This window comes from Lysinibacillus sp. G01H (genome assembly GCF_028872195.1).
GTDB lineage: Bacteria > Bacillota > Bacilli > Bacillales_A > Planococcaceae > Lysinibacillus > Lysinibacillus capsici.
The window spans coordinates 1086080-1109056 of record NZ_CP118397.1 but is presented as its reverse complement, the minus strand read 5'-3'; the positions used below and the strand labels follow the sequence as shown (position 1 = coordinate 1109056).

The window sequence follows — 22977 nt, the reverse complement described above, 5'->3', positions numbered from 1 at the left end:
TCCCTCCTACAAAAAGCCTTAAATTTTTCGCTTAATACGATAAACATAAGCGAGTATCTCTGCTACTGCTTTGAAAAATTCTTCTGGTACCTGATCGCCTATTTCTACCTGGTCATACATAGCTCGTGCTAAAGGTCGATTCTCAACCATTATTACATCATGTTCTTTGGCGATCAGTTTAATTTTTTGAGCAATAAAGTCTGTCCCCTTCGCAATAACACGAGGGGCATCCATACTGTCCTCATTATATTTGAGGGCAATTGCATAGTGAGTAGGGTTGGTAATTACTACATCCGCACTCGGAACCTCTGACATCATACGTCTCATCGCCATCTCACGTTGGCGTTGTTTGATTTTTGATTTGATTAGGGGGTCACCCTCACTATTTTTATATTCATCTTTAATATCTTGTTTAGACATTTTAAGATTTTTTTCATACTCATGTTTTTGATACATCCAGTCTAAAACGGATACACAAAGTAATACTAAAGAAGCCGCTATACCCATAATACCAACAAGCTTCCCTACCGTAATGAGAGTCATCCATGGACTTTTAAACGATAACGCCAAAACTTCTGGTAAGTTTGACCAAATAATAATTGTTGTAACACTTCCGATAAAACCAATCTTTAAAACAGACTTTATTAACTCCACAATGGCTTTGACAGAAAATATCTTTTTTAACCCTTTAATAGGGTCCATCTTTTTCAAATCAAACTTCATTGGCTCTAACGTAAAAAGAAAACCAAATTGCAAAAAGTTACCTGCAAGTGCTCCGACAAATGCAATTGCCATAATTGGTACAATGATAAAAGCCATTTGAATCAAAGTTTCTGTAAATAGGTGCATCACACTATCAATAGTTAGTGATTCGATGCGTATGTTATGAATAAAGGTTTGCCTGAAAAAAGCTAATAGCTCGTCACGCAAAGAGCCTGCAAAGAAAAACAAAAAGATAAATACCATTAACATTACAATGGCACTAGAAATATCTTGACTCTTGACAACTTGCCCTTTTTTTCGAGCATCCTGTCGTTTCTTAGGGGTTGCCTTTTCTGTTTTTTCACCCGCAAAAAATTGTAGCTCTAAATTCAGTAGTAGTCTCATATTATCCACCACCTAAAATGGCCATTAAATCACGCATCCCATAAATCATAATCGTAATAAGCTTTTGAATAACTTGAATCATAACGGCCATCATTGTAAATAACACTAAAAAACTAACACCAATTTTAATAGGAAAACCGACAACAAATATGTTTAATTGCGGTACTGTTTTTGCAGTGATCCCTAAAGCTAAATCGACCAAGAATAAGGTCGCTACAACAGGAGCAGCCATCTGGAATGCTATGGCAAAGACTGCTGTGAAAGTTGTGATAATAAATTGAGGAAAGTTTTCGTTCATAAAACTAGGGAATTGATCCATCGGGAAAAATTGATAGCTGTAGTAGATTCCATTAAGAATCATATGATGGCCATCAATCGCTAACAATAAAAGTAGTGCTAGTATATTAAAAAACTGACCGATTAATGGACTTTGAGCACCTGTTTGCGGGTCAATTATATTGGCAATGGCAAAACCCATTTGAAAATCGATAAAGCTTCCTGCAATTTGAATTGCGGACATGATGATATAGCCCATTAGACCAAGTAAAAGTCCAACTAGTGCTTCTTTCATCACTAATAATATGTAATCATCATTGAATGCAAATGGCTCAACATCAATTGTATAGTACATCATCCAAGCTAAAACCAGTGCGAGAGTAATTTTGACTTGAGGTGGAATGGTTCTATAGGAAAAAAAAGGAACCGTTACAAAAAAGGCTGAGACCCGTACAAGTACTAATAAGAAAACCGTTAAATGCGGAATTAATTCATTCATGTACTCACCCTATATAACGCGTTAAATTCTCAAATATGTCTCTCGCATAGCTTGTAACTTGAGATAGCATCCAAGGGCCAAAGAATACGATGGCCACTAAGACAGCAATAATTTTTGGTACAAATGCTAACGTTTGCTCTTGTATCGAAGTTGTGGCTTGAAAGATACTTACCGCTAAACCCGAGATTAAAGCAACTAATAGTAGCGGACCGCTTGTTAGAAGGATAATCATTATAGCACGCTCTGCAATGGAAATAACCAACTCACCTGTCATACTGTATCATCCCCTAAAAACTTTGTAGTAACGATTTCATAACGAGATACCAGCCATCAACCAATACAAATAATAATATTTTAAATGGCAATGAAATCATTACTGGCGGTAACATCATCATCCCCATCGACATTAATGTACTCGCGACAATCATATCGATCACAAGGAATGGAATAAAAATCATAAAACCAATTTGAAATGCTGTTTTAATTTCACTTAAAGCAAAGGCAGGTACAAGCATAGTCAGTGGGATTTCCTCCACTGATGCTGGTTTGTCTGCTTGATTATATGTTAAAAACAAATCAAGATCTTTTTGCCTAGTATGTTTACTCATAAACTCTTTAAATGGCACACTAGCACGGTCATAGGCTTCTTCTATACCTATTTCTTCAGCAAACAATGGTTGTAATGCCTCTTTATTGACCTCTTGAAAGGTTGGTGCCATGATAAAAAATGTTAAAAATAGTGCCAGCCCAATGATTACTTGATTTGGGGGCATTTGCTGTGTTGCCAATGCTGTACGCACAAAGGATAAGACTATGACTATACGAGCAAAGGATGTCATTAAAATTAAAATACTTGGTGCAAGTGATAATACTGTTAGTAAAAGTAAGAGCTTTACAGATGTAGAGACATTCGTTGGATCGCTGTTGGAAAAAATATTGATTAAATCATTCATTTACCATCCTTCTCCTTCTGCTTCCATCTCTCTATCTCATCACTACGCTCCTGTTTTATTTCGGATAGCTTTTTTTCGAATAGATTGCCAAATGAATCTTGCTTTTGCTGCTCATTTTGCACCTTCGCGCTATCTTTTCTCTTAAACTTAGAAAATACTTCTGCAATATACGGTGATGTTGCTGCAAATTCTTGCCTTTCGTTATATAGGGCTAATAGAGCTTCAACTTCTTCAGGGTCTGTAATTTCTCGTAAGAGCTGAACGTCTTCTCCGACCCCAACTAAATACAATGTTTTACCTACCTGTAAAAGCTGAACTGACTTTTGCGCACCTAACGATAAACCGCCTAAATTTTGTACCATTTGATTACGTTGGAAGTTTAAATTTCGTTTATTTAAAAACTTCATCAATCCATAAAATAAAGCTACAACAAAAATAAGCGCCAAAACCATTTTTATGTATTCCCATGCAGATATATCTCCAGCTGCTGTTACAGTTGTTTCTTGTTTAGCAGCTGGATCAGTCGTATCTCCATTACAAGCTTCTGGATCTTTAATGCAATCCGTGACACTATTTGTATCAGCGTCTGCATAGACAGAAGTCGGTGTCGGGTACAAAAACAGGAAGGATACAAGAAATGCGAAAATCATCGTTAAACGAAATGATTTTAACATTTTCATGCAATCATCCTAGCGCTTTTTGAATCGCTTCAATTACACGATCTGCTTGGAAAGGTTTTACGATAAAGTCTTTCGCACCAGCTTGAATCGCATCGATTACCATTGCTTGTTGCCCCATTGCTGAACACATGATTACAGTTGCACTTGGATCTGTTCCCTTAATTGCTTTAAGAGCTGCAATACCGTCCATCTCTGGCATTGTGATATCCATTGTTACTAAATCTGGTTTTAGTTCATTGTACTTTTCGACAGCTTGTAAACCATCCGCTGCCTCTCCAACAACTTCAAATCCATTTTTTGATAAAATATCCTTGATCATCATGCGCATAAATGCAGCGTCGTCTACAATCAAAATTCTTTTAGACATGGTTAACTCCTCCAATTGAAACTATCTTAAATTATTTAAACGCTCTGCTTGACTTAAAACATCTGTAATACGGACACCAAAGTTTTCGTCAATAACAACGACTTCCCCTTTAGCAATTAAACGACTATTGACTAAAATATCAACCGGTTCTCCTGCTAATTTATCCAGTTCAATAATTGAACCACTTGATAGTTCTAAAATCTCTTTAACAGAACGTTTCGTACGTCCTAACTCTACAGTAACTTGCAATGGAATATCAAGTAGCATATTTAAATTTCTAGCTTCAGATTGAGAGATTACATTTGAATCGAAGCTAGCAAACTGTGCTTGTTGCACATTTACAGGTTGCGCAGGTCTTGCCGGTTGTGCAAATTGTTGTGGCTCCTGATAAATCGGTTGCTGCATCTGTGCTGACTGCTGTTGATAAACTGGTTGTTCAGATGGTGGTGCTACAGGTATTTGCTGTTGAACAGGCGGTGGTGTAACTGGTGGAGCCTCAGGTGCAATAGTTGCTGCCACAGGTTCCTCAAACACTCCTGTTTCACCTAATAATGATTTTACAATATTTTGACTAAATTTAAGCGGTAATAATTGCATTAAATTCGAATCAATTAAATTACCAATTCTTAATCTAAATGAAACTTTCACCAGCAGATCGTCTTCTGGAATATTTTCTCGACCCTCATCTTGCGAGATGTTCATTAAATCAATTGTCGGTGGAGAAATATCTACTTTTTTGTTGAAGACTGTCGACATAGATGTAGCAGCTGAGCCCATCATTTGATTCATAGCCTCTTGAACAGCACTTAGCTGAATTTCACCTAAGTCTGGCTTCGGATTTAATCCATCGCCACCTAGCATTAAATCTGCGATAATTGCTGCATCAGATTGTTTAATTACAAGTAAATTCATACCTGTCAAACCAATTGTATATTCAACTTGTACAGCTACATATGGATGTGGAAATTCCTCTTCTAATTTATTACGATTAATCATTGAAATACTTGGAGTTGTAATATCTACTTTTTGACCCAATAACGCTGAAAGAGCTGTGGCAGAGCTACCAAAGGATATATTGCCTACCTCTCCTAATGCATCTTGTGCAAACGAATCAAGGTAATCCTCCACTCGTATCTCATTTATTTCTTCATTTGTTGAAGCATCAGTGTCGTTGTTTTTATCTCCCAACGTCTCGCCCCTTAATAGCGCTTCAATTTCTTCTTGGGAGAGCATTTCATCACTCATCTTCGTCTCCTCCTTTCAAAGGGTCGATAATCTGGATTGCTAATTTTTTGCCCTTTTTACCTGGTTGAACAGTGAACTTCGGCAATGTACCTACTTTTAGTAGTAATGGCGCTTCAATTTTTTGATCTAACTGTATGACATCTCCAACTTGCATTGTTAGGAAATCTTCAATGGTGATGTCCGTTAATCCTAATTCAACTGAGAGTGGTAATTGGGCTTGTTTCACACGTGTTTCAAGCATTTTTGTTTGCTCTGGTGACATCTCTTTCGTATTGGTTTGCATCCAATAGCGAACCGAAAGATTTGGAACAATTGGCTCCAATACAACATGCGGAATACAAATATTAATCATACCGCTTGTCTCACCAATTATCGTATTTAACGAAATAACGACAACCGTTTCATTAGGTGAAATCATTTGTAAAAATTGTGGATTTACTTCAAGTTCCACTAATATTGGATCAATTTCCGCAACATTTTCCCATGCTTCGCGTAAATTGTCGAATGAGCGTTCAAAAAGGTTTGTCATAATTTTTGTTTCAATTTCCGTTAGGTTATCTACATTACTATGACTTGCCCCACTACCGCCCATAAGGCGATCTAACATCGAATAGGCAATGTTCGGATTAATTTCCATCAATATATTACCATCTAATGGTGGCACTTCAAATACATTAATGAGTGTCATATTTGGAATAGAACGAACAAACTCTTCAAATGGTATTTGGTCTACTGATGCAACCGTAATTTGTACATAGCTTCTAAGCTGTGCAGAGAAAAAGGTTGTCAATAGTCGTGCGAAATTTTCATGTATTCGGGTCAAACTTCGGATTTGATCTTTTGAGAAGCGAAGTGCTCGTTTAAAATCATAAACTTTAACCTTACGTCCCTCGTCCTCTTTTTTTATGTCATCCGCTGACATTTCCCCTGTCGATATAGCGGAAAGCAGCGCATCTATCTCGGATTGAGATAACACATCTCCTGCCATTTGCCCACCTCCAATTCAAGCAGTTTCTGTTTTATTGAGTAATGAAGGAGGTAAAATATACTTCCTGAACTTCTCCCTCTTGCATCAACTCATTTAATCTTGTTTTTAATGATTTTTGGAAAATTTGTTTCCCTTGCTTACCTTCTAAGTCCTTTTGCTCCATTTCAGAAAGCTCTTGAATGGCGATGTTTTGCACTTGGAAAACGCGCTTTGTTAATTCTGCAGCAGCATCTTTGCTTGTCGTTTGAATTTTCAATGACAAGCGAACAACTCTTTTATCTGCTAGATTTGTCGTGATCTCTGGTATCTCCACTGTAGCCTCTACAATCTCATCAATGGACGGCTCAACAGCTCCTGTGGGTTTATTAAATTGCGTAAGCAATACAAACAAAATAACCCCAATCAGAATGACTGCTACTAGTAAAATAATAATCATTGTTAGCATTTTATTATTCTTCATCTTCTTCACCTCGTAGATGCGGGTTGGATAGTATTTGTATATTGTTATAAAAGGCAGTTACCTTTTGTCGCACCTCATCTTCACTCTCTAAAACAATTAATTTTGTTCCAGTTGTTAATGTAATAGTCGTATCGGGAAATGATTCGACTGTTTCTATGTATAAAGCATTTAATGTAAATGCTTTGCCATTTAGACGTGTTAGTTCAATCATGAATTAGGGCCGGGTCTAGCATGAGAGCCGGCCCGACCCTCCCTCATATGAAAATATGTTTGTTAAAACGTCCGTTTTGAAAGGACTATATTATTATCGTTTTAAGTTTACTAGCTCTTGTAATATTTCATCAGATGTTGTGATGATACGCGTATTTGCTTGGAAACCACGTTGTGCCACAATCATCTCAGTAAACTCTTCAGACAGGTCTACGTTCGACATTTCAAGTGAACCTGCTATCGGTTTACCTAAACCTGCTTGACCACCTGCTTGTAAATAAGGTTCTCCAGAGTTTGCTGAAACTGTATAGTAATTACCGCCAACTTTTTCAAGACCACCTGCGTTGGAGAATTTAGCCATTACCAATTGACCACCCCATTTCAAGTCTCCATTTGCATCAACAAAAGTAACTTGACCGTCTGGTGCAATACTCATCGATTTTGCATCAGTTGGAATACGGATACGTCCCCATTCTCCACTGTTTTCTGTTGCAGCTGTTGGTAAACCCCAAGTGCCATCAACATTTAAATTCTCACTTGTTACTTCATCCAACTCCGCTGGTGCCTCGAAGTCAGTAGACATTAAATCTAAATCTTCGGAGCTAGCAGCCGCAGAACCCATTAGATATTTACCATCAGCGTTAACTAGGAAACCTTGTTCATCCATATAAAAATTCCCTGCGCGTGTATAGAGAGTATTTGTAAATGGCGTTTCACCTGTTCCTTCACCAGTTCCTGATACTAAATCACCTACTATGAAGAAACCTTCCCCCTCTATAGCTAAATCTAGTCCGCGTCCAGTATATTGTCGCGATCCTGGATTGTGAATAGTATCGATAGATGCAAGTTCTGCCCCTAACCCAACTTGTTTAGGGTTAATACCTCCTATAGTACCTGAAGGAGCAGAAGCACCAGCTGATGTTTGCGACATTAAATCTTTGAATATTACTCGACCTTTTTTAAAGCCATAAGTGTTCACGTTGGCAATATTATTACCAATCACATCTAGCTTTGTTTGGAAGTTTTTAAGACCTGAAATACCTGAATACATAGAACGTAACATATGTTTTCGTTCTCCCTTCGTTTTATATAGGTGAGCTTCTATCAATCAGCATCACCAAGGCTTCCTTACTTAAGAAGGTCCAGCCTTTAAAGCACAATCGTGCCATCAATATTTGTAAATAACTGCTGTTTTGCTTCCGTGCGATCCATTGCTGTAATGACAGTAGCATTTTTAGCACTGACAATTAAAGCTGCTTGATCCATCAAGACTAATGGTTGTTTGACACCTTTTGAGTGTGCTTCAAATACCTTATCCGATACAACCTGCCATTCTTGTTCAGTGATATTAATTTTACGCTCAATAATACGTTCATTCGCATGCTTGCTCACCTTTAGCTCTTGTTTAGAAGCTTCCTGTAAATGAGCCTTAAACGATTGTTGTGTATTGATTGGCTTAGGCTGTGTTGAGCGAATAGATGGATGCAAGGGTACACGATGAATTGAAAATTTATCCATCACTTTTCTCCACCTTTATTCGCTAATCACTGTAAAATCTTTATCTGTTAGTCTTTTATCATTATCTAGTACATAATTAATGACCCCATCTTTATTGGAAACAGAGACGATTCGTCCTTTTAGTTCTTGGTCACCGTCTTTATACGTTACATTTTTACCAATCAATTGGCTAGCTTTCACTAATGGAGATTCAGGTACATTATTATTGCCATTTGAACTAGAGTCGCTAGCTCCACCTAAAATACCAGATATATTACCAGGAGCAATCTCTTTCCCATCAGTTAATTTGAAAACAACATTCCCATCTACAAATTTAAGGGATTCGATGACGCCTGTTCCTTCATTAACCACAGGATTACCTTTTTCATCTTTCTCCTCTGTAATCTCATGCCATTTGACTTCTTTGCCAATAAAAGTTGTATAACTCATCATCTGTGTTTGTTGCTGAGATGCTAGTAAAGATTCCATTGCCTTTGTCATATTTTGCATTTGCTCTAAAGAAGAGAACTGCGCCATTTGAGAAATAAATTCTCGATCATCCATTGGATTTGTTGGGTCCTGATGCTGTAATTGTGTAATTAACAATTGTAGAAAGGCATCCTTACCAAGCTCACTATTGCCTGTTTGTTTCACTGGCTTCTGATAATTTGAGTAATAAAAATCATCAGTTATAGCCGGATTTGTCACTTTCGTAGTAGTATCTGCCATTGTTACACCTCCTCACTTATTAAATAGTCACTAAAGGACATTCCTTCATCTTCATCATCACTTTTTTGATCCTGTTCTTCGTCCTGTTGTTGTTTAAAGAAATTATTGAAGAAGCTTTGATCACGTTGTTGACGATCGGCATCTTGTAATGATTGTGCAATATCAAGGCGATCTACTTGTATATTTTGCTGAGCAAATGCCTGTTTTAGCTGGTGTGCTTGACTATCAAGCAATTCACGTCCATGAGCTGTAGAAGCCAGTAAACGTGCTGTAAGGACACCATCATTTTGTACAAGTTCAATACGAACCGTCCCTAGATTTTCTGGATACAATTTTATGGTTAAACGTGTAATACCTTGAGCATTCGAAATCTGCGCTCGATTGATAATGGCTTGCATTTCTTTTAGTAAAGCTTCTGATTGAGCAGGCTTAGCCGTTGGTAATGTTACATGGAATGTGTCTGGTTTCGTTTGTACAGTTTGTGGCGTAACCATGTCATTTGTAGTTGTTTCACTTTGTTTCATCATCGTTTGGACTTGCTGAACAACTTGCTGGAAGCTTTGTAATGGCAATGTAACAGTTGTTTTAGTTGTTGTTACCTGCAAAGTTTCTACCTGCGTTTGTAATGACGTTAATAGGCTCTTCACAGTCGTTAATAGATTTTCTTGGGATGCTGTTAAGTCTGTCTTTTGCCCTACTAATTGCGCTAATTTTAACACTTGGAGAAGTTGTGTTGCCTCTTTTGGTGTCACTTGACCTTCGCCTTGTAAAGCCGTGCTTATATTCGCCTGTAGTACAGGTGCTTGAGCATCTACTAATGTTAAGAGCTCCCAAACATCACTTGCTTCTTTTTCTTCTCCTAGTAACTGGTGGACTATTTTTTGAAGCTGCTCTTCATCAATCCCTAAAGCATTTAAAATATTTTCTAAATGAAGCATTTCATCCAGTGCCACTGCCTTACCGTCTTCTCCAAGTTGAAGCATTAATAAGCCATCATCGTGAGAAATCCCTAGTAAATCTAGTACTTCCTCCATTGAGTCAGCATTTAATAACGATTGTAAATCCGCAAGTTCATTTGATGATGTTGTTTTTGATGATTGGGTTGTTTGAGTTGAAGAAGTTAATACTTGCCCAAAAACAGAACCAAAATTTGATAAATTTTCTTTCTTCGGTGTACTGTCTATTTTTCCTTCAGCGTTTCCAATTGTTGTTGACTTTGTTGCTGCAGTTTTAGTAGGTACTGTTTTATTAATCATTTGCATCATTGCTACATCCACTATTTTTCACCTCCTTTCAATTATCCTACTGTTTAGCCATAAGCTCCGTATATTTTGCTGCATCTTTTGCATCCATTTTCTCTAAAATAGCTGCTAATTTATCTGGCTTTAAATTCGTTAAAATCCGTAGTGCTTCTGTATCACTCATATTGATTAACACAGGTGCCGCAGCTTTCGGCGACATCTTATCAAATGTTGATAAAATATCGTTAAAGTCACGCTTCACATCATCTTGTTCACGATTTAATTTTTCAATTTCAAATTGAAGCTGTTCCTTTTCAGTCAGCAGCTTCTCTTTTTCAGTAATTGTTGAATCTAATTTTTTTTGAAGCTGAGTAATCTCGGCTTCTTTTTCTTGTACCTCTGCCTGTAAACTCACTATTTTAGAGTCGTTATTAACGACAGCATCCTTTGCTTGTTGTTCTTCTGAGGGGATAAAAGGTAAACTACCTATTGCCTTTTTTCCTAAATCAAAGACATTTGTATTCATTAAAGTTGCCACAACAAGCAAAACCGCTACTACAAACATTATCGGCAGTACAATCCAAGTAAAAAACTTAAGAAAGCCCCCAGATTTTTTCTTTGGTTGCCCTTCTACTAACTCTGTTGCTAATCGATTGTCTTTCTTTGCCATGAAATCACCTGATTTCTTTCTTGTTATACGTTTGTAATGAAATTTCATCTAAAAAAAGGCTTTCTATACGATCTTGCTCTTGTTGGAAATGCTTAAAATCCTTTTCTCTCATTTTTTCAAATTTACGTACTTCCAAGTTTTTTTCTAATAGTTTTTCTTCGTGCCAATTCATCTTAGCACGAGCTTGTATCACTTTCTGTTGTACATCTGCAATTGTTTTTTCGAGACTATCAATAAAACGACTATAATGATGAATTTCATCTATGGATGAACCAACCATTAAACGCTCCTGCTGAAATGTAATTAAATCTTCTTTCTTTTTTAGCAAGTCATATAATTTCGTTGCTATTTCTTCAAAAGAACGGACAGATTCCTTATAAGCCATTTCGGTTTCGTTTTTTTCTTGCTCGCGAATAGTTAACACTTTTTCAAAACGATACACATAACTGACCATCTATTTCGCACCACCGTTCGATAATGTTATTAACTCATTGACACTTTCTTCAAGTGTCACTTTATCTAAGTAACCCTGTTTAAGATAAGCAGTAATGAGCGGTTCATAATGAATTGCTTCATCAATCTCTTTAGAGGTTCCTCTTTTATAAGCACCAATATTGATCAAATCCTCTGATTTGTCGTAAGTATAATAGAGTTCTCTTAATCGTTCAGCAGCTTTCTTATGAGTTGGCTCTGCAACATGATTCATCAAACGACTCACACTTTTCAAGACGTTTATGGCTGGATATTGCCCTTTGTTGGCAAGATTTCGATCCAATACAATATGACCATCTAATATCCCTCGCACAGTATCCGCAATGGGTTCATTCATATCGTCACCATCTACTAAAACAGTATAGAATGCTGTTATAGAACCCTTTTCATTGGTGCCTGTACGTTCTAGTAATTTAGGCAATATCGCAAAAACCGAAGGCGTATAACCTTTTTGTGCTGGTGGTTCTCCTGTCGCAAGTCCAATTTCACGTTGTGCCATAGCCACACGTGTCACGGAATCCATCATCAGCATGACATTTAAGCCTCGATTTCTAAAATATTCGGCGATTGCTGTTGCTGTAAATGCCCCTTTAATCCGCATTAATGCTGGTTGATCGGATGTGGCTGCAACAACAATCGATCGACTTAAACCTTCAGCACCCAAATCACGTTCGATGAATTCCCGAACCTCACGACCACGCTCGCCTATTAGCGCAATGACATTCAAATCTGCTTGTGTATTTCTTGCGATCATACCCAGTAAAGTACTTTTACCTACCCCAGAACCGGCGAAAATACCAACACGTTGTCCATTTCCAACTGTTAGCATACCGTCAATAGCCTTAACTCCCACTTCAAGCCTTTCATTAATTGGTGGACGAGTTAGTGGGTTTGGTGGATCTTGCTCTGTAGGGACTGTCATGAGACCTTTAGGTAATAGAGTGCCATCAATTGGATTCCCCATAGAATCCAATACTTTGCCGATTAACTCAGGACCCACTTTTACTTCCAGTGGGGCTCCCGTCCCTTCGACAAGGCAGCCAATAGATATTTCACGTAAGGAGGTAAAAGGCATCAAGACGACTATTTCATCTTTAAAACCAACGACCTCTGCTAAAATAATCTGGTGACCGTGATTTACAGTTTCAACATGAATTTTACAGACATCACCTATAGAACTATCTGGACCTTGCGACTCAATCATTAAGCCAACAACTCTAGTAACCCTACCAAACTTTTTAAAAGTTGGGATATGCGGAATTTGTTCAATTAATTGAGCCGCTTTCATCAAGATCATTCCTTACTCTCTAATATTTCATGTAACTTTAATCTAAGTGCATTTAATTGCTCATCGATACTAACCATAATTCGCCCATGATTTGTTTCAATATAGCAATCTGTCTCATTATCTAAATCTTCATTTACAAAAATCATAAATGGTACGTCTATTGGGAACATTTCTGCTAATTCATCTCGGTTGGTCGTAATTAAAGCATAATAAGCTGGCGAAACATAAATTTTAATTTCCTTCATTTCTCTTGCTTCTTTCAGCCCTCTACGCACAATCGATACAAATAGTTCGTTATCCTGTTCTAACGAAGTACCAATAATTCTTTCTGCAGCAGTTAAACCTAACTCTAAAATTACCGCTTCTTGATCCTCAATATATTTTTGAGCATTTTCTTTCGCTAACATCATTATTTCGTTCGCTGTTTGAAGTGACTGAGCCATTGCTTCAGTGGCCTTATTCACGCCATCTTCATAGCCTTGTCCAAATCCCTCATCATAAGCTTCTTGAACACGATTGGGTCTCTCTTCCTCCCAACTTAGCTTTAAATGTTCAATCTCTTGAAAGTGTCTATGCTTTTCCTGTTCAAACATCTCTCGTTCAGCTTGCAAAGCAGTTCTTGCTTCAGTAAGTAAACGATCTCGCTCTGCCACGACTTCATCCAACGTTAATTGATGCTGAGGAGGTCCTTCTTCTTGATATTCTTCCACCACTTCAAACATATCACGAATCTGTATTTCTTTGACATTATCGCTATCAGACTTAGTGTAAATAGAACGGATGATTCTAGACAATGACGTCATCTCCTCCACCACGAGCAATAATAATCTCTCCAGCATCCTCTAGACGACGAATAACAGCAACAATACGAGATTGTGCCTCCTCTACGTCACGTAAACGTACAGGTCCCATAATTTCCATTTCTTCTTTAAATGTTTCAGCCATACGTTGTGACATATTACGGAATATAATATCTTTTACCTCTTCACTTGATACCTTCATTGAAAGCAGTAAGTCTTCGTTTTCACAATCACGAATAACACGCTGAATGGAACGATTGTCGAGTGTAACAATATCCTCGAACACAAACATACGTTTCTTGATTTCCTCTGCAAGTTCTGGGTCTTGTATTTCCAGTGCATCGAGTATCGTTTTTTCTGTTTGTCGATCTACTCCATTTAAAACTTCAACGACTGCATCAATACCACCAGTTTCTGTATAATCCTGCGTAACGGTTGATGATAATTTACGCTCTAACACAGATTCAATTTCGCTAATCACTTCTGGTGAAGTCGATTCCATGACCGCTATACGTTTAGCAATGTCAGCTTGTACTTCCTGTGGTAAAGAAGATAAAATAACCCCTGCTTGCCCTGCCTCTAAATAAGAGAGGATTAGGGCAATTGTTTGAGGATGTTCATTTTGGATAAAGTTAAAAATTTGAGATGGATCAGCTCTTCTAGCAAAATCAAACGGCCGTACTTGTAAAGAAGATGTTAGTCGATTGATGATTGTTTGTGCTTGTTCTACGCCAAGTGCTTTTTCTAATACTGTTTTTGCATAGCCAATACCACCTTGTGTGATATAGTCCTGCGCGAGAGCAATATTGTGAAATTCTTCAATAATTTCTTCTTTTACATTTGATTCTACTTTTTTAACACTTGAAATTTCTAATGTTAAACGTTCAATTTCTTCCTCTGTTAAATGCTTATAGACAGAAGCTGAAACTTCAGGCCCTAATGAAATTAATAAGAGAGCGGCCTTTTGTTTTCCGGTTAATTCTTTATCTTTCTTGGACACAGCCGAACCTCCTAGTTAGTCTTCAGCAATCCAACTACGCAGTAACTTTGCAAAATCGTCTGGCTTTTCTTTGGCCATTTTTTCTAGCTGCTTACGACGCATTGTAGCTTCCGTTTCAATTTCTTCATTAATATCATCAACCATTAATTCTTCTTGTTCTTCTAGGATACTTAACTCTTCTTCTTCCTTCGCACGTTTACGTGAACGGATAATGAAGAATGCTAGTAATAAGATAACAGCTAACAAGATACCCCCGATAACCCAAACCCACCATGGAATGATTGGTTTTTCATCAGCTACCTCTGTTGCCTTACCGTATAATGGTTGTACAGATACCGCCACTTTTTCATCGATCTGCTCTTGAGTAAGTTCTGCTGCTACGTCTTTGGAAATTGTTGTACGTACAATTGTACTTAAAATTTTCTCAATATCTTCTCGAACACCATCTGGTAATGATGCTGCGTCAGTTGCTGTCGGTGGTTCAACAATTACTTGAATCCCAATATCCTGAATTTTATAAGGAGCTTCTTGAATATCCTTACGTATACGGTTCACGTCATTATTAATCGTCTCTTCCGTACGTTCATAATCACCATTTCCTGCTGTACCTTCATTATAAGTTGTAAAGTTATCAGTAGTTGTTTCAGCTTCAGGTGTTCCAGCAGCGGCAGCTGCTCCTGTACCAGAATATTGCTCTGTAATTCGCTGAGCACTTATGGCAATACCTTCCATATTTTCTTCATCAACAGGTGTCACAAGATTTTCTTCACGATTTTCTTTCTTGAAATCAATATCCGTTGTGACAGAAACCATTACTTTATCTTGTCCCATCAACGTTCCAAGCATATTTTGCACTTGACGTTGTAGATCTCGTTCTACCAATTTCTTCATTTGTAATTGGCCTTCAGCTGTTGTTGTGGAAGTACCATCAGCTGTTGCTGCATTCAGATCAAAGTACTCTGAAAATTGGTTAGAGATCACGATATTTTCAGTCTTTAAATTCGGAATACTTTTTGACACTAAATTGTACATTGTAGTTATTTGCTGTTCTGTAAATTTATAGCCAGGATCAGTATTTAAAACGATAGATGCAGTTGCCTCTCCTTGAACATCCGTTACGAATACACCTTCCTCAGGAACAGTAATCATCACTTTTGCATCTTTTACGCCTTCCAAATTTTTGAAAAGTTTAGCAATTTCAGTTTCAGTAGCTGCTTTTTTTAATAGGTTAAATTCATTATCAGTCATACCAAATCCTGAACTATTAGCAAATGAGTAATCGATTGAACCTGTTTGCGGATATCCCTCTGAAGCTAATTGCACTAATAAGGAGTCAACTTGCTCTTCTGGCACTAAAATAGATGTTCCACCTGGAGCAATTTGATAGGTCACACCTTGGGAATCTAGCGCTTCCTTTACCTGTCCAATTTCCCGTGTTGATAAATCTTTATAAAGTGGAACATATGTAGTTTTGGAAGCAAAAAATGTCACAATTGCTGCTAATGCGATTACACCTACCACGGAGCCAATCATAACTATTTTTTGCTTTTTACTTCGACTTGTCCAAAATTGACTGGTGTCGTTTTTTATTTTTGTCAATCGTTCATTCATTATGAATCCTCCGGTTATAGTGAATAACCTAGCCATCAATAATTTGCGAACATAATGAGCCACACTAAGTGGTGGTTGTTAATCTATATTGAAAAGAGGTTACTTATCTTTTCAATAAAATTAAACACTCATGCGCATTATTTCTTGGTAAGCTTCAATCACCTTATTGCGAACTTCAATTGTTGCGTTTAGGGTAATGCTTGCCTTTTGCGAAGCAATCATCACTTCATGCAACTCCACATTTTCACCTTTAATTAGCTTCTGAGTAAACTTATCAGAAGTTATTTGTTGATCATTTACTTTTGCAATTGCTTCTTTTAACGAGTTCGCGAAGCTTTGTTGCGCTTCATAAGGTGTAGCATTCAGTTTATTCGTGTTATTTACAACCTGAGTAGGTGTCATTAGCGAAATGGACGAAATGGCCATGTATGTATCTTCCTTTCTACTTAAATTTATTTACCAATCTCTAAAGCCTTTGTAAGCATGGATTTATTCGCATTAAATACAGTTATATTCGCCTCATAAGAACGAGTAGCCGACATTAAATCAACCATTTCTTTCAATGGGTCGACGTTGGGCATGTTTACATAACCATCTGCATTTGCATCTGGATGAGTTGGGTCATATACAAGTTTGAAAGGTGTTTCTTGATCTTCTGAGATTCGAGTAATTTTCACACCATTACCAACACCACTTTTTGCATTTTTACCTAGTGCTATATTCAAAAAATTTGAAAATTGTCCTTCTTGTGCTGACAGCGTCACGGACTTACGTCGATATGGTTCCCATTCCCCATTTACTTGACGAGCGCGAGTTGTATCCATGTTAGCCATATTAGAAGAAATAACATCCATACGTAAACGCTGCGCTGTTAAAGCGGAGGCAGTGGTATTCATCCCATGAAAAATAGACATCTATTACTTACCTCCTTTAATAACAGTATTCAATGTGTTTAATTTCCCATTAACACGATCGATTAGAGCATTATAATAAATTTGATTCTCTGCTAATTTCGCTTGCTCAGCATCCATATCTACAGCATTCCCATTGTTTCTATATCGCAAGTTCTCAACAATATTGACACCTGGTGTAGCTTGTCGAAACGTGAAATCATAATGTCTATTATCAGTGCGGTATGCAGAAATAGCTATGCTCTTCTGCTCTTCCAACATATCCTTAAAACTAACATTTTTCGCCTTATAATTAGGTGTATCGACATTCGCGATATTATTTGCGATTGTTTTATGATTTAAAGTGGCATAGGAAAGTCCATTTTCCAGGCTACTAATAGTTCCTCCAAATAAATTCAAAACTGTTCACCTCATTTTATTTAAAATCTATGTACTTGTTAATTTATCCAATAATACAATTGTAATTAAGATGATACCTAGTGTCTATTGTCTTTTGTCACTTTTTAATAGTCTATACGCCCTATTTTTTCTCCCCCTTAACCATGACAAAACTTCCCCATCCTTTGTGTCTCTAGGCTTCAGTAAAGATTAATAATCATCTAGTTATTTTACACCATTTCGACAGTGTTTACGATTTTATTGTGAAAAATACCTTTTTATGAGGTTAATCGCCTTTTTTAATCCTTTTAAATAAAGGTCCCTTTTTACTAGTTCGATCACTGTAGGAGTATTTTTTATAGAGTGACCATAAGTTTATTCACCATTATTCCAAAGTAACATACCAACATTTTTTATATGCTAATCGTCGTGACAAATTATCGAACATTTTTAGGATAAAAGCAACGAAATCCATGTTTTTGTATTAATACTCTAAAAAATAAGTGCCCTAAAATTTCGAAAATACACAAAAAAACGTCTATATTTACCATAGACAGCATCATAGTTTTGAAAAACAATACATTTTACGAAAGATGAAAAAGGCTTTCATTCCACGCTACATACTTGCCACTACACTTCTCTCTCACTCAGTTTAAACTTCTTAAGCAGGTGTTGTTTAAAGTACAAAACTACCGCTCTGTTTAAAGTCTCCCCTTTCTCACAAGGGAATCAATTAGCCTTCTACTCCACCGTTCTACATTAAAAGCAAAAATTACGATCGCTAGTCTGAAAGGTCACTTTTCCTCATGGTCGACTAACGGATTCATTGTCCACGCCTCTGGAATGGTCGATGACGAACCCTAATGCACCCCCTCACCTTTCTAAAAGGTCTTTTTCAAATTATCTACTTCAACAACATAAAAAGGTCTATGTTTACCATAGACGCTTGAGACTGTAGACAAACTCAATGAATTTTGAGTTTGCCTACAGTCTTTTTTCTTTTACAATAAAATAAAGTAAAGCCGTTGATTTCCACTACGGGCGGACGCTTTCCGCGGGCGGGGTCGAGCTGCTTCCCTCGCTTCGCTCAGTCCAGGATCTCGACTTTCCCGCTTTTCCCGCAGGAGTCGCCACCCTTCGTTCCAATCAACTTCTACATAAAGAATTCCTTATTCATCTATTGATAAAAAGTACACTTTCGAGGTGATTAACCATGATGACGAAAAATCAAATCAATGAACGTGAACAATTAGAAATGTTAACGATTGATCAATTAGTTCCCCAAGATCATTTAGTACGAAAACTAGAGGCGGCTATTGATTTTTCATTTATCTATCCTTTAGTAGAAAACCTCTACTCTGCTAAAGGACGCCCTAGTATTGATCCTGTTGTTCTCTTTAAAATGACGTTTATTCAGTACGTTTTTGGTATCCGGTCCATGCGTCAAACCATCAAAGAAATTGAAACGAATATGGCGTATCGTTGGTTTTTAGGATTTGGCTTCCATACAGAAGTTCCGCATTTCTCTACCTTTGGTAAAAATTATGTCCGTCGCTTTCAAGACACCGATCTATTTGAGCAGATATTTTATCGTATATTAAAAGAGATTATGCATCAAGGACTCCTCCATGCAGACCATTTATTTATCGATTCTACGCATGTGAAAGCGAGTGCGAACAAACGAAAGTATGATAAAAAAGTTGTGCGAAAAGAAACACGGGCTTATGAAGAGAAACTTCAATTAGAGTTAAATATTGATCGTGAGGAACACGGAAAAAAGCCCTTTTCCCCGGAGAAATTTGAAAAAGAAGAATGGAAAGAAATAAAGGAAAGCACGACAGATCCTGAAAGTGGATATTACATGAAGGATGAACGTACAAAACAGTTTGCGTATTCTTTTCATGCAGCGACAGATGAAAAGGGCTTTGTCTTGGGTGCCATTGTGACTCCGGGAAATGTGCACGATAGTCATGTATTACAGCCACTTGTGGAAAGAGTCATTGAAAACGTTCAAAAACCATTAGCTGTTGCGGCAGATGCAGCCTATAAAACACCCGCAATTACAAACTTTTTATTAGAGAATCAAATGTTGCCTGTTCTTCCTTATACACGTCCTAAAATGAGAGATGGATTCTTCCGAAAGCATGAGTATATATATGATGAGCACTATAATTGTTATCTTTGTCCACAAGGACAGATATTGAAGTATACGACAACGACTAAAGAAGGGTATCGTCAATATAAATCGAATCCTTTGATTTGTGCGAAGTGTCCAAGCCTATCCCAATGTACAGAAAGTAAGCATCATCAAAAACTCATTCAACGTCATATTTGGGAATCGTATGTGGAGGAAGCAGAACATTTACGCCATTCCTATGACATCAAACAAATCTATGCAAAGCGCAAAGAAACGATTGAGCGTGTCTTTGCCGATGCAAAGGAAAAGCATGGTATGCGATGGACAACCTTAAGAGGTCTAAAAAAATTGTCCATGCAGGCGATGCTTACTTTTGCTGCCATGAATTTAAAGAAACTGGCTACTTGGACGTGGCAAGTAGCTTAAGAGAGCAACTATGCTCGAAGAGTATGTTGGATTTGGTAATATATTACCAAATATCAAGACGACATAGGAAGAAAAATGATAAAAGCCCTCGAGAGTGAACTTCTCGAGGGCTTTTGTCTACAGTCTGAAGCGTCTATGTTTACCATAGACGCTTTCATTAGCTTCTTAAAAAAAGTATTTATTTCATTTTAATTTCTGCTAAAGCATTTAAGAATTTATCGTTTAGCACTTTAATATAAGTACCTTTCATGCCTAAAGAGCGAGATTCAATGACACCAGCTGATTCAAGTTTACGTAATGCGTTTACGATCACTGAGCGTGTAATACCCACTCGATCAGCAATTTTAGAAGCAACTAGTAAACCTTCATTACCATCAAGTTCTTCGAAAATGTGTTCAATTGCCTCTAACTCACTGTACGAAAGTGAATTAATAGCCATTTGCACGACAGCTTTGCTACGAGCTTCTTCTTCAATTTCTTCAGACTTTTCACGTAAAATTTCCATCCCAACTACTGTTGCACCATACTCAGCTAAAATTAGATCATCATCTTCAAATTGTGAAGATAAACGAGCAAGAATTAGAGTGCCTAAACGCTCACCACCGCCAACGATTGGTACAATTGTTGTTAAAGCATTTTGGAATAAATCTTTATTTTCTACTGGGAAAGCAGTATGTTCATTATTAATATCTAAATTTGAAGATGTTTCAGAGATCGTAAATAAGCTATGTGTGTATTCCTCTGGGAATTGTCTCTCTTCAAACATTTTTTTCATACGTTCATTTTCAATTTGTTGGTGAATTGAAATACCTAATAATTTACCTTTACGGCTTAAAATATAGACATTACTATCAATAATATCTCCTAGTGTATCTGCCATTTCCTTAAAGTTTACAGGCTTACCAGCAGAAGCTTGAAGCATCGAGTTAATTTTACGTGTTTTTTCTAATAAATTCATTATATGTTCCTCCTATAAATAATCCGAAGAGTATTTACTAAATATTCTAAAGGTTTTTACTATTGAATGATACTAATCAGCTTTATCTTACAGTATAAACTGTGACAAATCTTTGTTTTTTACAATTCCCGCAAGTTTTTGATCCACATACGCCGCATTGATTGGAATACTCGCTGGCGCAATCTCAGATGCCTCAAACGATAGTTCTTCCAGTAAACGTTCTAATATTGTGTGTAAACGACGAGCTCCAATATTGTCTGTTTCCTGATTCACTTCAGTTGCTATCTCAGCAATTCGTTCAATAGCATCTGTCGTGAAATGAATTTCTACGCCTTCTGTCTCTAAAAGCGCTTTATATTGCAGAATTAATGATTGATCTGGTTCTTGTAAAATACGGACAAAATCCTGTTTTGTTAATTTTTCAAGCTCTACCCGAATTGGAAAACGGCCTTGTAACTCGGGAATTAGGTCTGATGGTTTTGACATATGAAATGCCCCAGCAGCAACAAACAGCATATAATCTGTTTTCACTGCACCATACTTCGTAGTGACAGTAGAACCTTCTACAATTGGTAAAATGTCACGTTGAACTCCTTCGCGGGAGACATTCGCCGAAGTATTTCCTTCTTTACTAGCAATTTTATCGATTTCGTCAATAAAAATGATGCCCGTTTGCTCAGCTCTATTAATGGCTTCCTGTGCTACTTCATCAGCATCTATCAGCTTATTTGCTTCTTCTATTGTTAAAATACGACGCGCGTCTTTTACTTGCACACGGCGTTTTTTCTGTTTTTTAGGCATTAAACTAGATAGCATATCCTGCATACCACTATTCGCAGACATATCCATTCCTGTTCCTTGTAACGCATCAAAAATGGATGGATTTTGTTCTGTTACCTCTACAGTAACCCACTCATTTTCTAACTTACCATTGCGTAGATCAATTGCAATTTGAGCACGCTTCGAGCGAACTTCTCCATCATCTGCTGATGAATCATCATTTGTTGGTTGTTCTTTCCCACCAAATAGCATTTCAAACGGATTTTGCATCGCCTGTTTTTTACGTAAAGAAGGCACCAAAAGTTTCACGATTGCTTCATTTGCTAATTGTTCTGCTTGTTCCTTGACAGACTCCATCATTTCTTCTTTAACTAGACGGTGAGAAGCTTCTACCAAGTCACGGACCATTGATTCAACATCTCTACCCACATAGCCTACTTCGGTAAACTTTGTCGCTTCAACTTTTACAAAAGGGGCATTGGTAAGCTTTGCAATCCTTCTGGCTATTTCTGTTTTACCGACACCAGTTGGCCCAATCATCAAAATATTTTTCGGAATAACTTCAGCCTTCATATCTTCATTTAACAACGAACGACGATAGCGGTTTCGTAACGCAATAGCTACTGCTCGCTTAGCTTCATTCTGCCCAACAATGTAACGATCTAAATGCTCAGTAATTTGTCTTGGCGTTAAATTTTTTTGTGTCATTAGTTCAGCGCCTCCACGATAATATTATGATTTGTAAATACACAGATTTCAGCAGCTGTTTCTAATGCCGCTTCAGCAATTTCACGAGCAGTCATTGTTTCACCTGCATATTTTTTTAATGCTCTACCTGCAGACAATGCATAATTGCCCCCAGAGCCAATGGCCAAAATGCCATCATCAGGTTCAATCACTTCTCCTGTACCCGAAACGAGTAATAAAGTCGTTTTATCCATTACTAGTAGCATCGCTTCTAGCTGACGCAGCATTTTATCACCACGCCATTGCTTCGCTACCTCAACGGCTGCGCGTTGTAAATTACCGTTATACTCATTTAATTTGCCTTCAAACATTTCAAAAAGTGTAAAGGCATCAGCAACTGAACCTGCAAAACCAGCGAGGACCTGCCCATTAAACAGACGTCTGACCTTCCTTGCTGTACCCTTCATCACAACTGCATTTCCCAATGTTACTTGACCATCACCAGCCATGGCACAGCCTCCGTTATGATGAACCGCAAATATCGTTGTTGCATGAATTTGTCCCATCTGCCTTCCTCCTTAGCTCTA

The 22977-nt window shown here is 37.5% G+C and carries 27 protein-coding genes; 1 reads left to right on the top strand and 26 read right to left on the bottom strand.

Going from position 1 to position 22977, the window contains the following annotated elements; translation table 11 throughout:
* Positions 1-18: 18 nt before the first annotated feature.
* The 23 genes from flhB to flgB form a co-directional block, all read right to left on the bottom strand.
* Positions 19-1107, bottom strand: a complete 1089-nt coding sequence (flhB, locus tag PSR12_RS05315) for a flagellar biosynthesis protein FlhB (protein WP_048391594.1) — start codon at positions 1105-1107, stop codon at positions 19-21.
* 1 nt (position 1108) lies between these two features.
* On the bottom strand, positions 1109-1882 hold the full coding sequence (fliR, locus tag PSR12_RS05310; protein WP_221682758.1) for a flagellar biosynthetic protein FliR: 774 nt from the start codon (positions 1880-1882) through the stop codon (positions 1109-1111).
* 4 nt (positions 1883-1886) lie between these two features.
* Positions 1887-2156, bottom strand: coding sequence for a flagellar biosynthesis protein FliQ (gene fliQ / locus PSR12_RS05305; protein WP_004269285.1), 270 nt, complete (start codon positions 2154-2156; stop codon positions 1887-1889).
* A gap of 13 nt (positions 2157-2169) precedes the next feature.
* Positions 2170-2835: a flagellar type III secretion system pore protein FliP gene (gene fliP, locus PSR12_RS05300; protein WP_004269286.1), complete on the bottom strand. Its 666-nt coding sequence runs from the start codon at positions 2833-2835 to the stop codon at positions 2170-2172.
* Positions 2832-3515 carry a flagellar biosynthetic protein FliO gene (locus tag PSR12_RS05295; RefSeq protein ID WP_009371154.1) on the bottom strand — a complete coding sequence of 228 codons (684 nt, stop codon included), beginning with the start codon at positions 3513-3515 and terminating at the stop codon, positions 2832-2834. Before PSR12_RS05295 ends, fliP begins: the two co-directional genes overlap by 4 nt.
* 4 nt (positions 3516-3519) lie before the next feature.
* A complete protein-coding gene (locus tag PSR12_RS05290) occupies positions 3520-3882 on the bottom strand; it encodes a response regulator (protein WP_004269288.1) in 363 nt (120 codons plus the stop codon).
* A 21-nt stretch (positions 3883-3903) separates the two neighbouring features.
* Positions 3904-5127 (bottom strand): flagellar motor switch phosphatase FliY, encoded by a 1224-nt coding sequence (gene fliY / locus PSR12_RS05285; protein WP_257521299.1) that lies wholly within the window; start codon positions 5125-5127, stop codon positions 3904-3906.
* Positions 5120-6115 carry a flagellar motor switch protein FliM gene (gene fliM, locus PSR12_RS05280; RefSeq protein ID WP_004269290.1) on the bottom strand — a complete coding sequence of 332 codons (996 nt, stop codon included), beginning with the start codon at positions 6113-6115 and terminating at the stop codon, positions 5120-5122. The genes fliY and fliM overlap by 8 nt, the downstream gene beginning before the upstream one ends.
* Positions 6116-6146: 31 nt before the next feature.
* A complete protein-coding gene (gene fliL, locus PSR12_RS05275) occupies positions 6147-6575 on the bottom strand; it encodes a flagellar basal body-associated protein FliL (protein ID WP_004269291.1) in 429 nt (142 codons plus the stop codon).
* Positions 6565-6786: a flagellar FlbD family protein gene (locus PSR12_RS05270; RefSeq protein ID WP_048391601.1), complete on the bottom strand. Its 222-nt coding sequence runs from the start codon at positions 6784-6786 to the stop codon at positions 6565-6567. Before PSR12_RS05270 ends, fliL begins: the two co-directional genes overlap by 11 nt.
* Positions 6787-6879: 93 nt before the next feature.
* A complete protein-coding gene (gene flgG, locus PSR12_RS05265) occupies positions 6880-7848 on the bottom strand; it encodes a flagellar basal body rod protein FlgG (protein WP_274771924.1) in 969 nt (322 codons plus the stop codon).
* Positions 7849-7934: 86 nt separating this feature from the next.
* Positions 7935-8303 (bottom strand): TIGR02530 family flagellar biosynthesis protein, encoded by a 369-nt coding sequence (locus PSR12_RS05260; RefSeq protein ID WP_221682761.1) that lies wholly within the window; start codon positions 8301-8303, stop codon positions 7935-7937.
* Between the two features lie 15 nt (positions 8304-8318).
* Complete coding sequence (gene flgD, locus PSR12_RS05255) at positions 8319-9011, bottom strand: flagellar hook assembly protein FlgD (RefSeq protein WP_221682762.1); 693 nt, start codon at positions 9009-9011, stop codon at positions 8319-8321.
* Positions 9012-9013: 2 nt separating this feature from the next.
* On the bottom strand, positions 9014-10288 hold the full coding sequence (locus PSR12_RS05250; RefSeq protein WP_274771921.1) for a flagellar hook-length control protein FliK: 1275 nt from the start codon (positions 10286-10288) through the stop codon (positions 9014-9016).
* A 25-nt stretch (positions 10289-10313) separates the two neighbouring features.
* Positions 10314-10922: a MotE family protein gene (locus tag PSR12_RS05245; protein ID WP_274771920.1), complete on the bottom strand. Its 609-nt coding sequence runs from the start codon at positions 10920-10922 to the stop codon at positions 10314-10316.
* A 4-nt stretch (positions 10923-10926) separates the two neighbouring features.
* On the bottom strand, positions 10927-11376 hold the full coding sequence (fliJ, locus tag PSR12_RS05240; RefSeq protein WP_004269298.1) for a flagellar export protein FliJ: 450 nt from the start codon (positions 11374-11376) through the stop codon (positions 10927-10929).
* Positions 11377-12702, bottom strand: coding sequence for a flagellar protein export ATPase FliI (gene fliI, locus PSR12_RS05235; protein WP_066037836.1), 1326 nt, complete (start codon positions 12700-12702; stop codon positions 11377-11379).
* A gap of 5 nt (positions 12703-12707) precedes the next feature.
* Complete coding sequence (gene fliH / locus PSR12_RS05230) at positions 12708-13496, bottom strand: flagellar assembly protein FliH (RefSeq protein ID WP_221682764.1); 789 nt, start codon at positions 13494-13496, stop codon at positions 12708-12710.
* Complete coding sequence (fliG, locus tag PSR12_RS05225) at positions 13489-14502, bottom strand: flagellar motor switch protein FliG (protein WP_193831172.1); 1014 nt, start codon at positions 14500-14502, stop codon at positions 13489-13491. Before fliG ends, fliH begins: the two co-directional genes overlap by 8 nt.
* 15 nt (positions 14503-14517) lie before the next feature.
* Positions 14518-16113, bottom strand: a complete 1596-nt coding sequence (gene fliF / locus PSR12_RS05220; protein ID WP_048391617.1) for a flagellar basal-body MS-ring/collar protein FliF — start codon at positions 16111-16113, stop codon at positions 14518-14520.
* Positions 16114-16233: 120 nt separating this feature from the next.
* Positions 16234-16539, bottom strand: a complete 306-nt coding sequence (gene fliE / locus PSR12_RS05215) for a flagellar hook-basal body complex protein FliE (protein ID WP_221682765.1) — start codon at positions 16537-16539, stop codon at positions 16234-16236.
* Positions 16540-16565: 26 nt separating this feature from the next.
* Positions 16566-17027 (bottom strand): flagellar basal body rod protein FlgC, encoded by a 462-nt coding sequence (gene flgC / locus PSR12_RS05210; RefSeq protein WP_054550512.1) that lies wholly within the window; start codon positions 17025-17027, stop codon positions 16566-16568.
* Positions 17028-17030: 3 nt separating this feature from the next.
* On the bottom strand, positions 17031-17423 hold the full coding sequence (gene flgB, locus PSR12_RS05205; protein WP_004269305.1) for a flagellar basal body rod protein FlgB: 393 nt from the start codon (positions 17421-17423) through the stop codon (positions 17031-17033).
* A gap of 1192 nt (positions 17424-18615) precedes the next feature.
* On the opposite strand from flgB, the gene PSR12_RS05200 reads away from it, so the two are divergent.
* On the top strand, positions 18616-19965 hold the full coding sequence (locus tag PSR12_RS05200; protein WP_274771915.1) for an IS1182 family transposase: 1350 nt from the start codon (positions 18616-18618) through the stop codon (positions 19963-19965).
* A 178-nt stretch (positions 19966-20143) separates the two neighbouring features.
* Here PSR12_RS05200 and codY read toward each other — a convergent pair whose 3' ends face one another.
* From codY to hslV, 3 genes are all read right to left on the bottom strand, one after another.
* The gene (gene codY, locus PSR12_RS05195) at positions 20144-20923 is read right to left on the bottom strand and encodes a GTP-sensing pleiotropic transcriptional regulator CodY (protein ID WP_004229266.1); all 780 of its coding nucleotides are present in this window, start codon (positions 20921-20923) and stop codon (positions 20144-20146) included.
* Between the two features lie 87 nt (positions 20924-21010).
* Positions 21011-22411: an ATP-dependent protease ATPase subunit HslU gene (hslU, locus tag PSR12_RS05190; RefSeq protein ID WP_221683447.1), complete on the bottom strand. Its 1401-nt coding sequence runs from the start codon at positions 22409-22411 to the stop codon at positions 21011-21013.
* The gene (gene hslV, locus PSR12_RS05185; protein WP_004229270.1) at positions 22411-22956 is read right to left on the bottom strand and encodes an ATP-dependent protease subunit HslV; all 546 of its coding nucleotides are present in this window, start codon (positions 22954-22956) and stop codon (positions 22411-22413) included. Before hslV ends, hslU begins: the two co-directional genes overlap by 1 nt.
* Positions 22957-22977: the final 21 nt, after the last annotated feature.

Excerpts from the sequence above, each read along its gene's own strand:
- PSR12_RS05200 (WP_274771915.1), top strand. The coding sequence starts at position 18,616 with ATGATGACGAAAAATCAAATCAATGAACGTGAACAATTAGAAATGTTA.
- fliI (WP_066037836.1), bottom strand. The coding sequence starts at position 12,702 with ATGAAAGCGGCTCAATTAATTGAACAAATTCCGCATATCCCAACTTTT.
- PSR12_RS05295 (WP_009371154.1), bottom strand. The coding sequence starts at position 3,515 with ATGAAAATGTTAAAATCATTTCGTTTAACGATGATTTTCGCATTTCTT.
- PSR12_RS05270 (WP_048391601.1), bottom strand. The coding sequence starts at position 6,786 with ATGATTGAACTAACACGTCTAAATGGCAAAGCATTTACATTAAATGCT.
- fliP (WP_004269286.1), bottom strand. The coding sequence starts at position 2,835 with ATGAATGATTTAATCAATATTTTTTCCAACAGCGATCCAACGAATGTC.
- fliE (WP_221682765.1), bottom strand. The coding sequence starts at position 16,539 with ATGGCCATTTCGTCCATTTCGCTAATGACACCTACTCAGGTTGTAAAT.
- flhB (WP_048391594.1), bottom strand. The coding sequence starts at position 1,107 with ATGAGACTACTACTGAATTTAGAGCTACAATTTTTTGCGGGTGAAAAA.
- codY (WP_004229266.1), bottom strand. The coding sequence starts at position 20,923 with ATGAATTTATTAGAAAAAACACGTAAAATTAACTCGATGCTTCAAGCT.
- flgG (WP_274771924.1), bottom strand. The coding sequence starts at position 7,848 with ATGTTACGTTCTATGTATTCAGGTATTTCAGGTCTTAAAAACTTCCAA.
- fliJ (WP_004269298.1), bottom strand. The coding sequence starts at position 11,376 with ATGGTCAGTTATGTGTATCGTTTTGAAAAAGTGTTAACTATTCGCGAG.
- fliR (WP_221682758.1), bottom strand. The coding sequence starts at position 1,882 with ATGAATGAATTAATTCCGCATTTAACGGTTTTCTTATTAGTACTTGTA.
- PSR12_RS05290 (WP_004269288.1), bottom strand. The coding sequence starts at position 3,882 with ATGTCTAAAAGAATTTTGATTGTAGACGACGCTGCATTTATGCGCATG.
- hslV (WP_004229270.1), bottom strand. The coding sequence starts at position 22,956 with ATGGGACAAATTCATGCAACAACGATATTTGCGGTTCATCATAACGGA.
- fliQ (WP_004269285.1), bottom strand. The coding sequence starts at position 2,156 with ATGACAGGTGAGTTGGTTATTTCCATTGCAGAGCGTGCTATAATGATT.
- fliM (WP_004269290.1), bottom strand. The coding sequence starts at position 6,115 with ATGGCAGGAGATGTGTTATCTCAATCCGAGATAGATGCGCTGCTTTCC.
- PSR12_RS05260 (WP_221682761.1), bottom strand. The coding sequence starts at position 8,303 with ATGGATAAATTTTCAATTCATCGTGTACCCTTGCATCCATCTATTCGC.
- flgD (WP_221682762.1), bottom strand. The coding sequence starts at position 9,011 with ATGGCAGATACTACTACGAAAGTGACAAATCCGGCTATAACTGATGAT.
- flgC (WP_054550512.1), bottom strand. The coding sequence starts at position 17,027 with ATGTCTATTTTTCATGGGATGAATACCACTGCCTCCGCTTTAACAGCG.
- PSR12_RS05245 (WP_274771920.1), bottom strand. The coding sequence starts at position 10,922 with ATGGCAAAGAAAGACAATCGATTAGCAACAGAGTTAGTAGAAGGGCAA.
- hslU (WP_221683447.1), bottom strand. The coding sequence starts at position 22,411 with ATGACACAAAAAAATTTAACGCCAAGACAAATTACTGAGCATTTAGAT.
- fliY (WP_257521299.1), bottom strand. The coding sequence starts at position 5,127 with ATGAGTGATGAAATGCTCTCCCAAGAAGAAATTGAAGCGCTATTAAGG.
- fliL (WP_004269291.1), bottom strand. The coding sequence starts at position 6,575 with ATGAAGAATAATAAAATGCTAACAATGATTATTATTTTACTAGTAGCA.
- fliF (WP_048391617.1), bottom strand. The coding sequence starts at position 16,113 with ATGAATGAACGATTGACAAAAATAAAAAACGACACCAGTCAATTTTGG.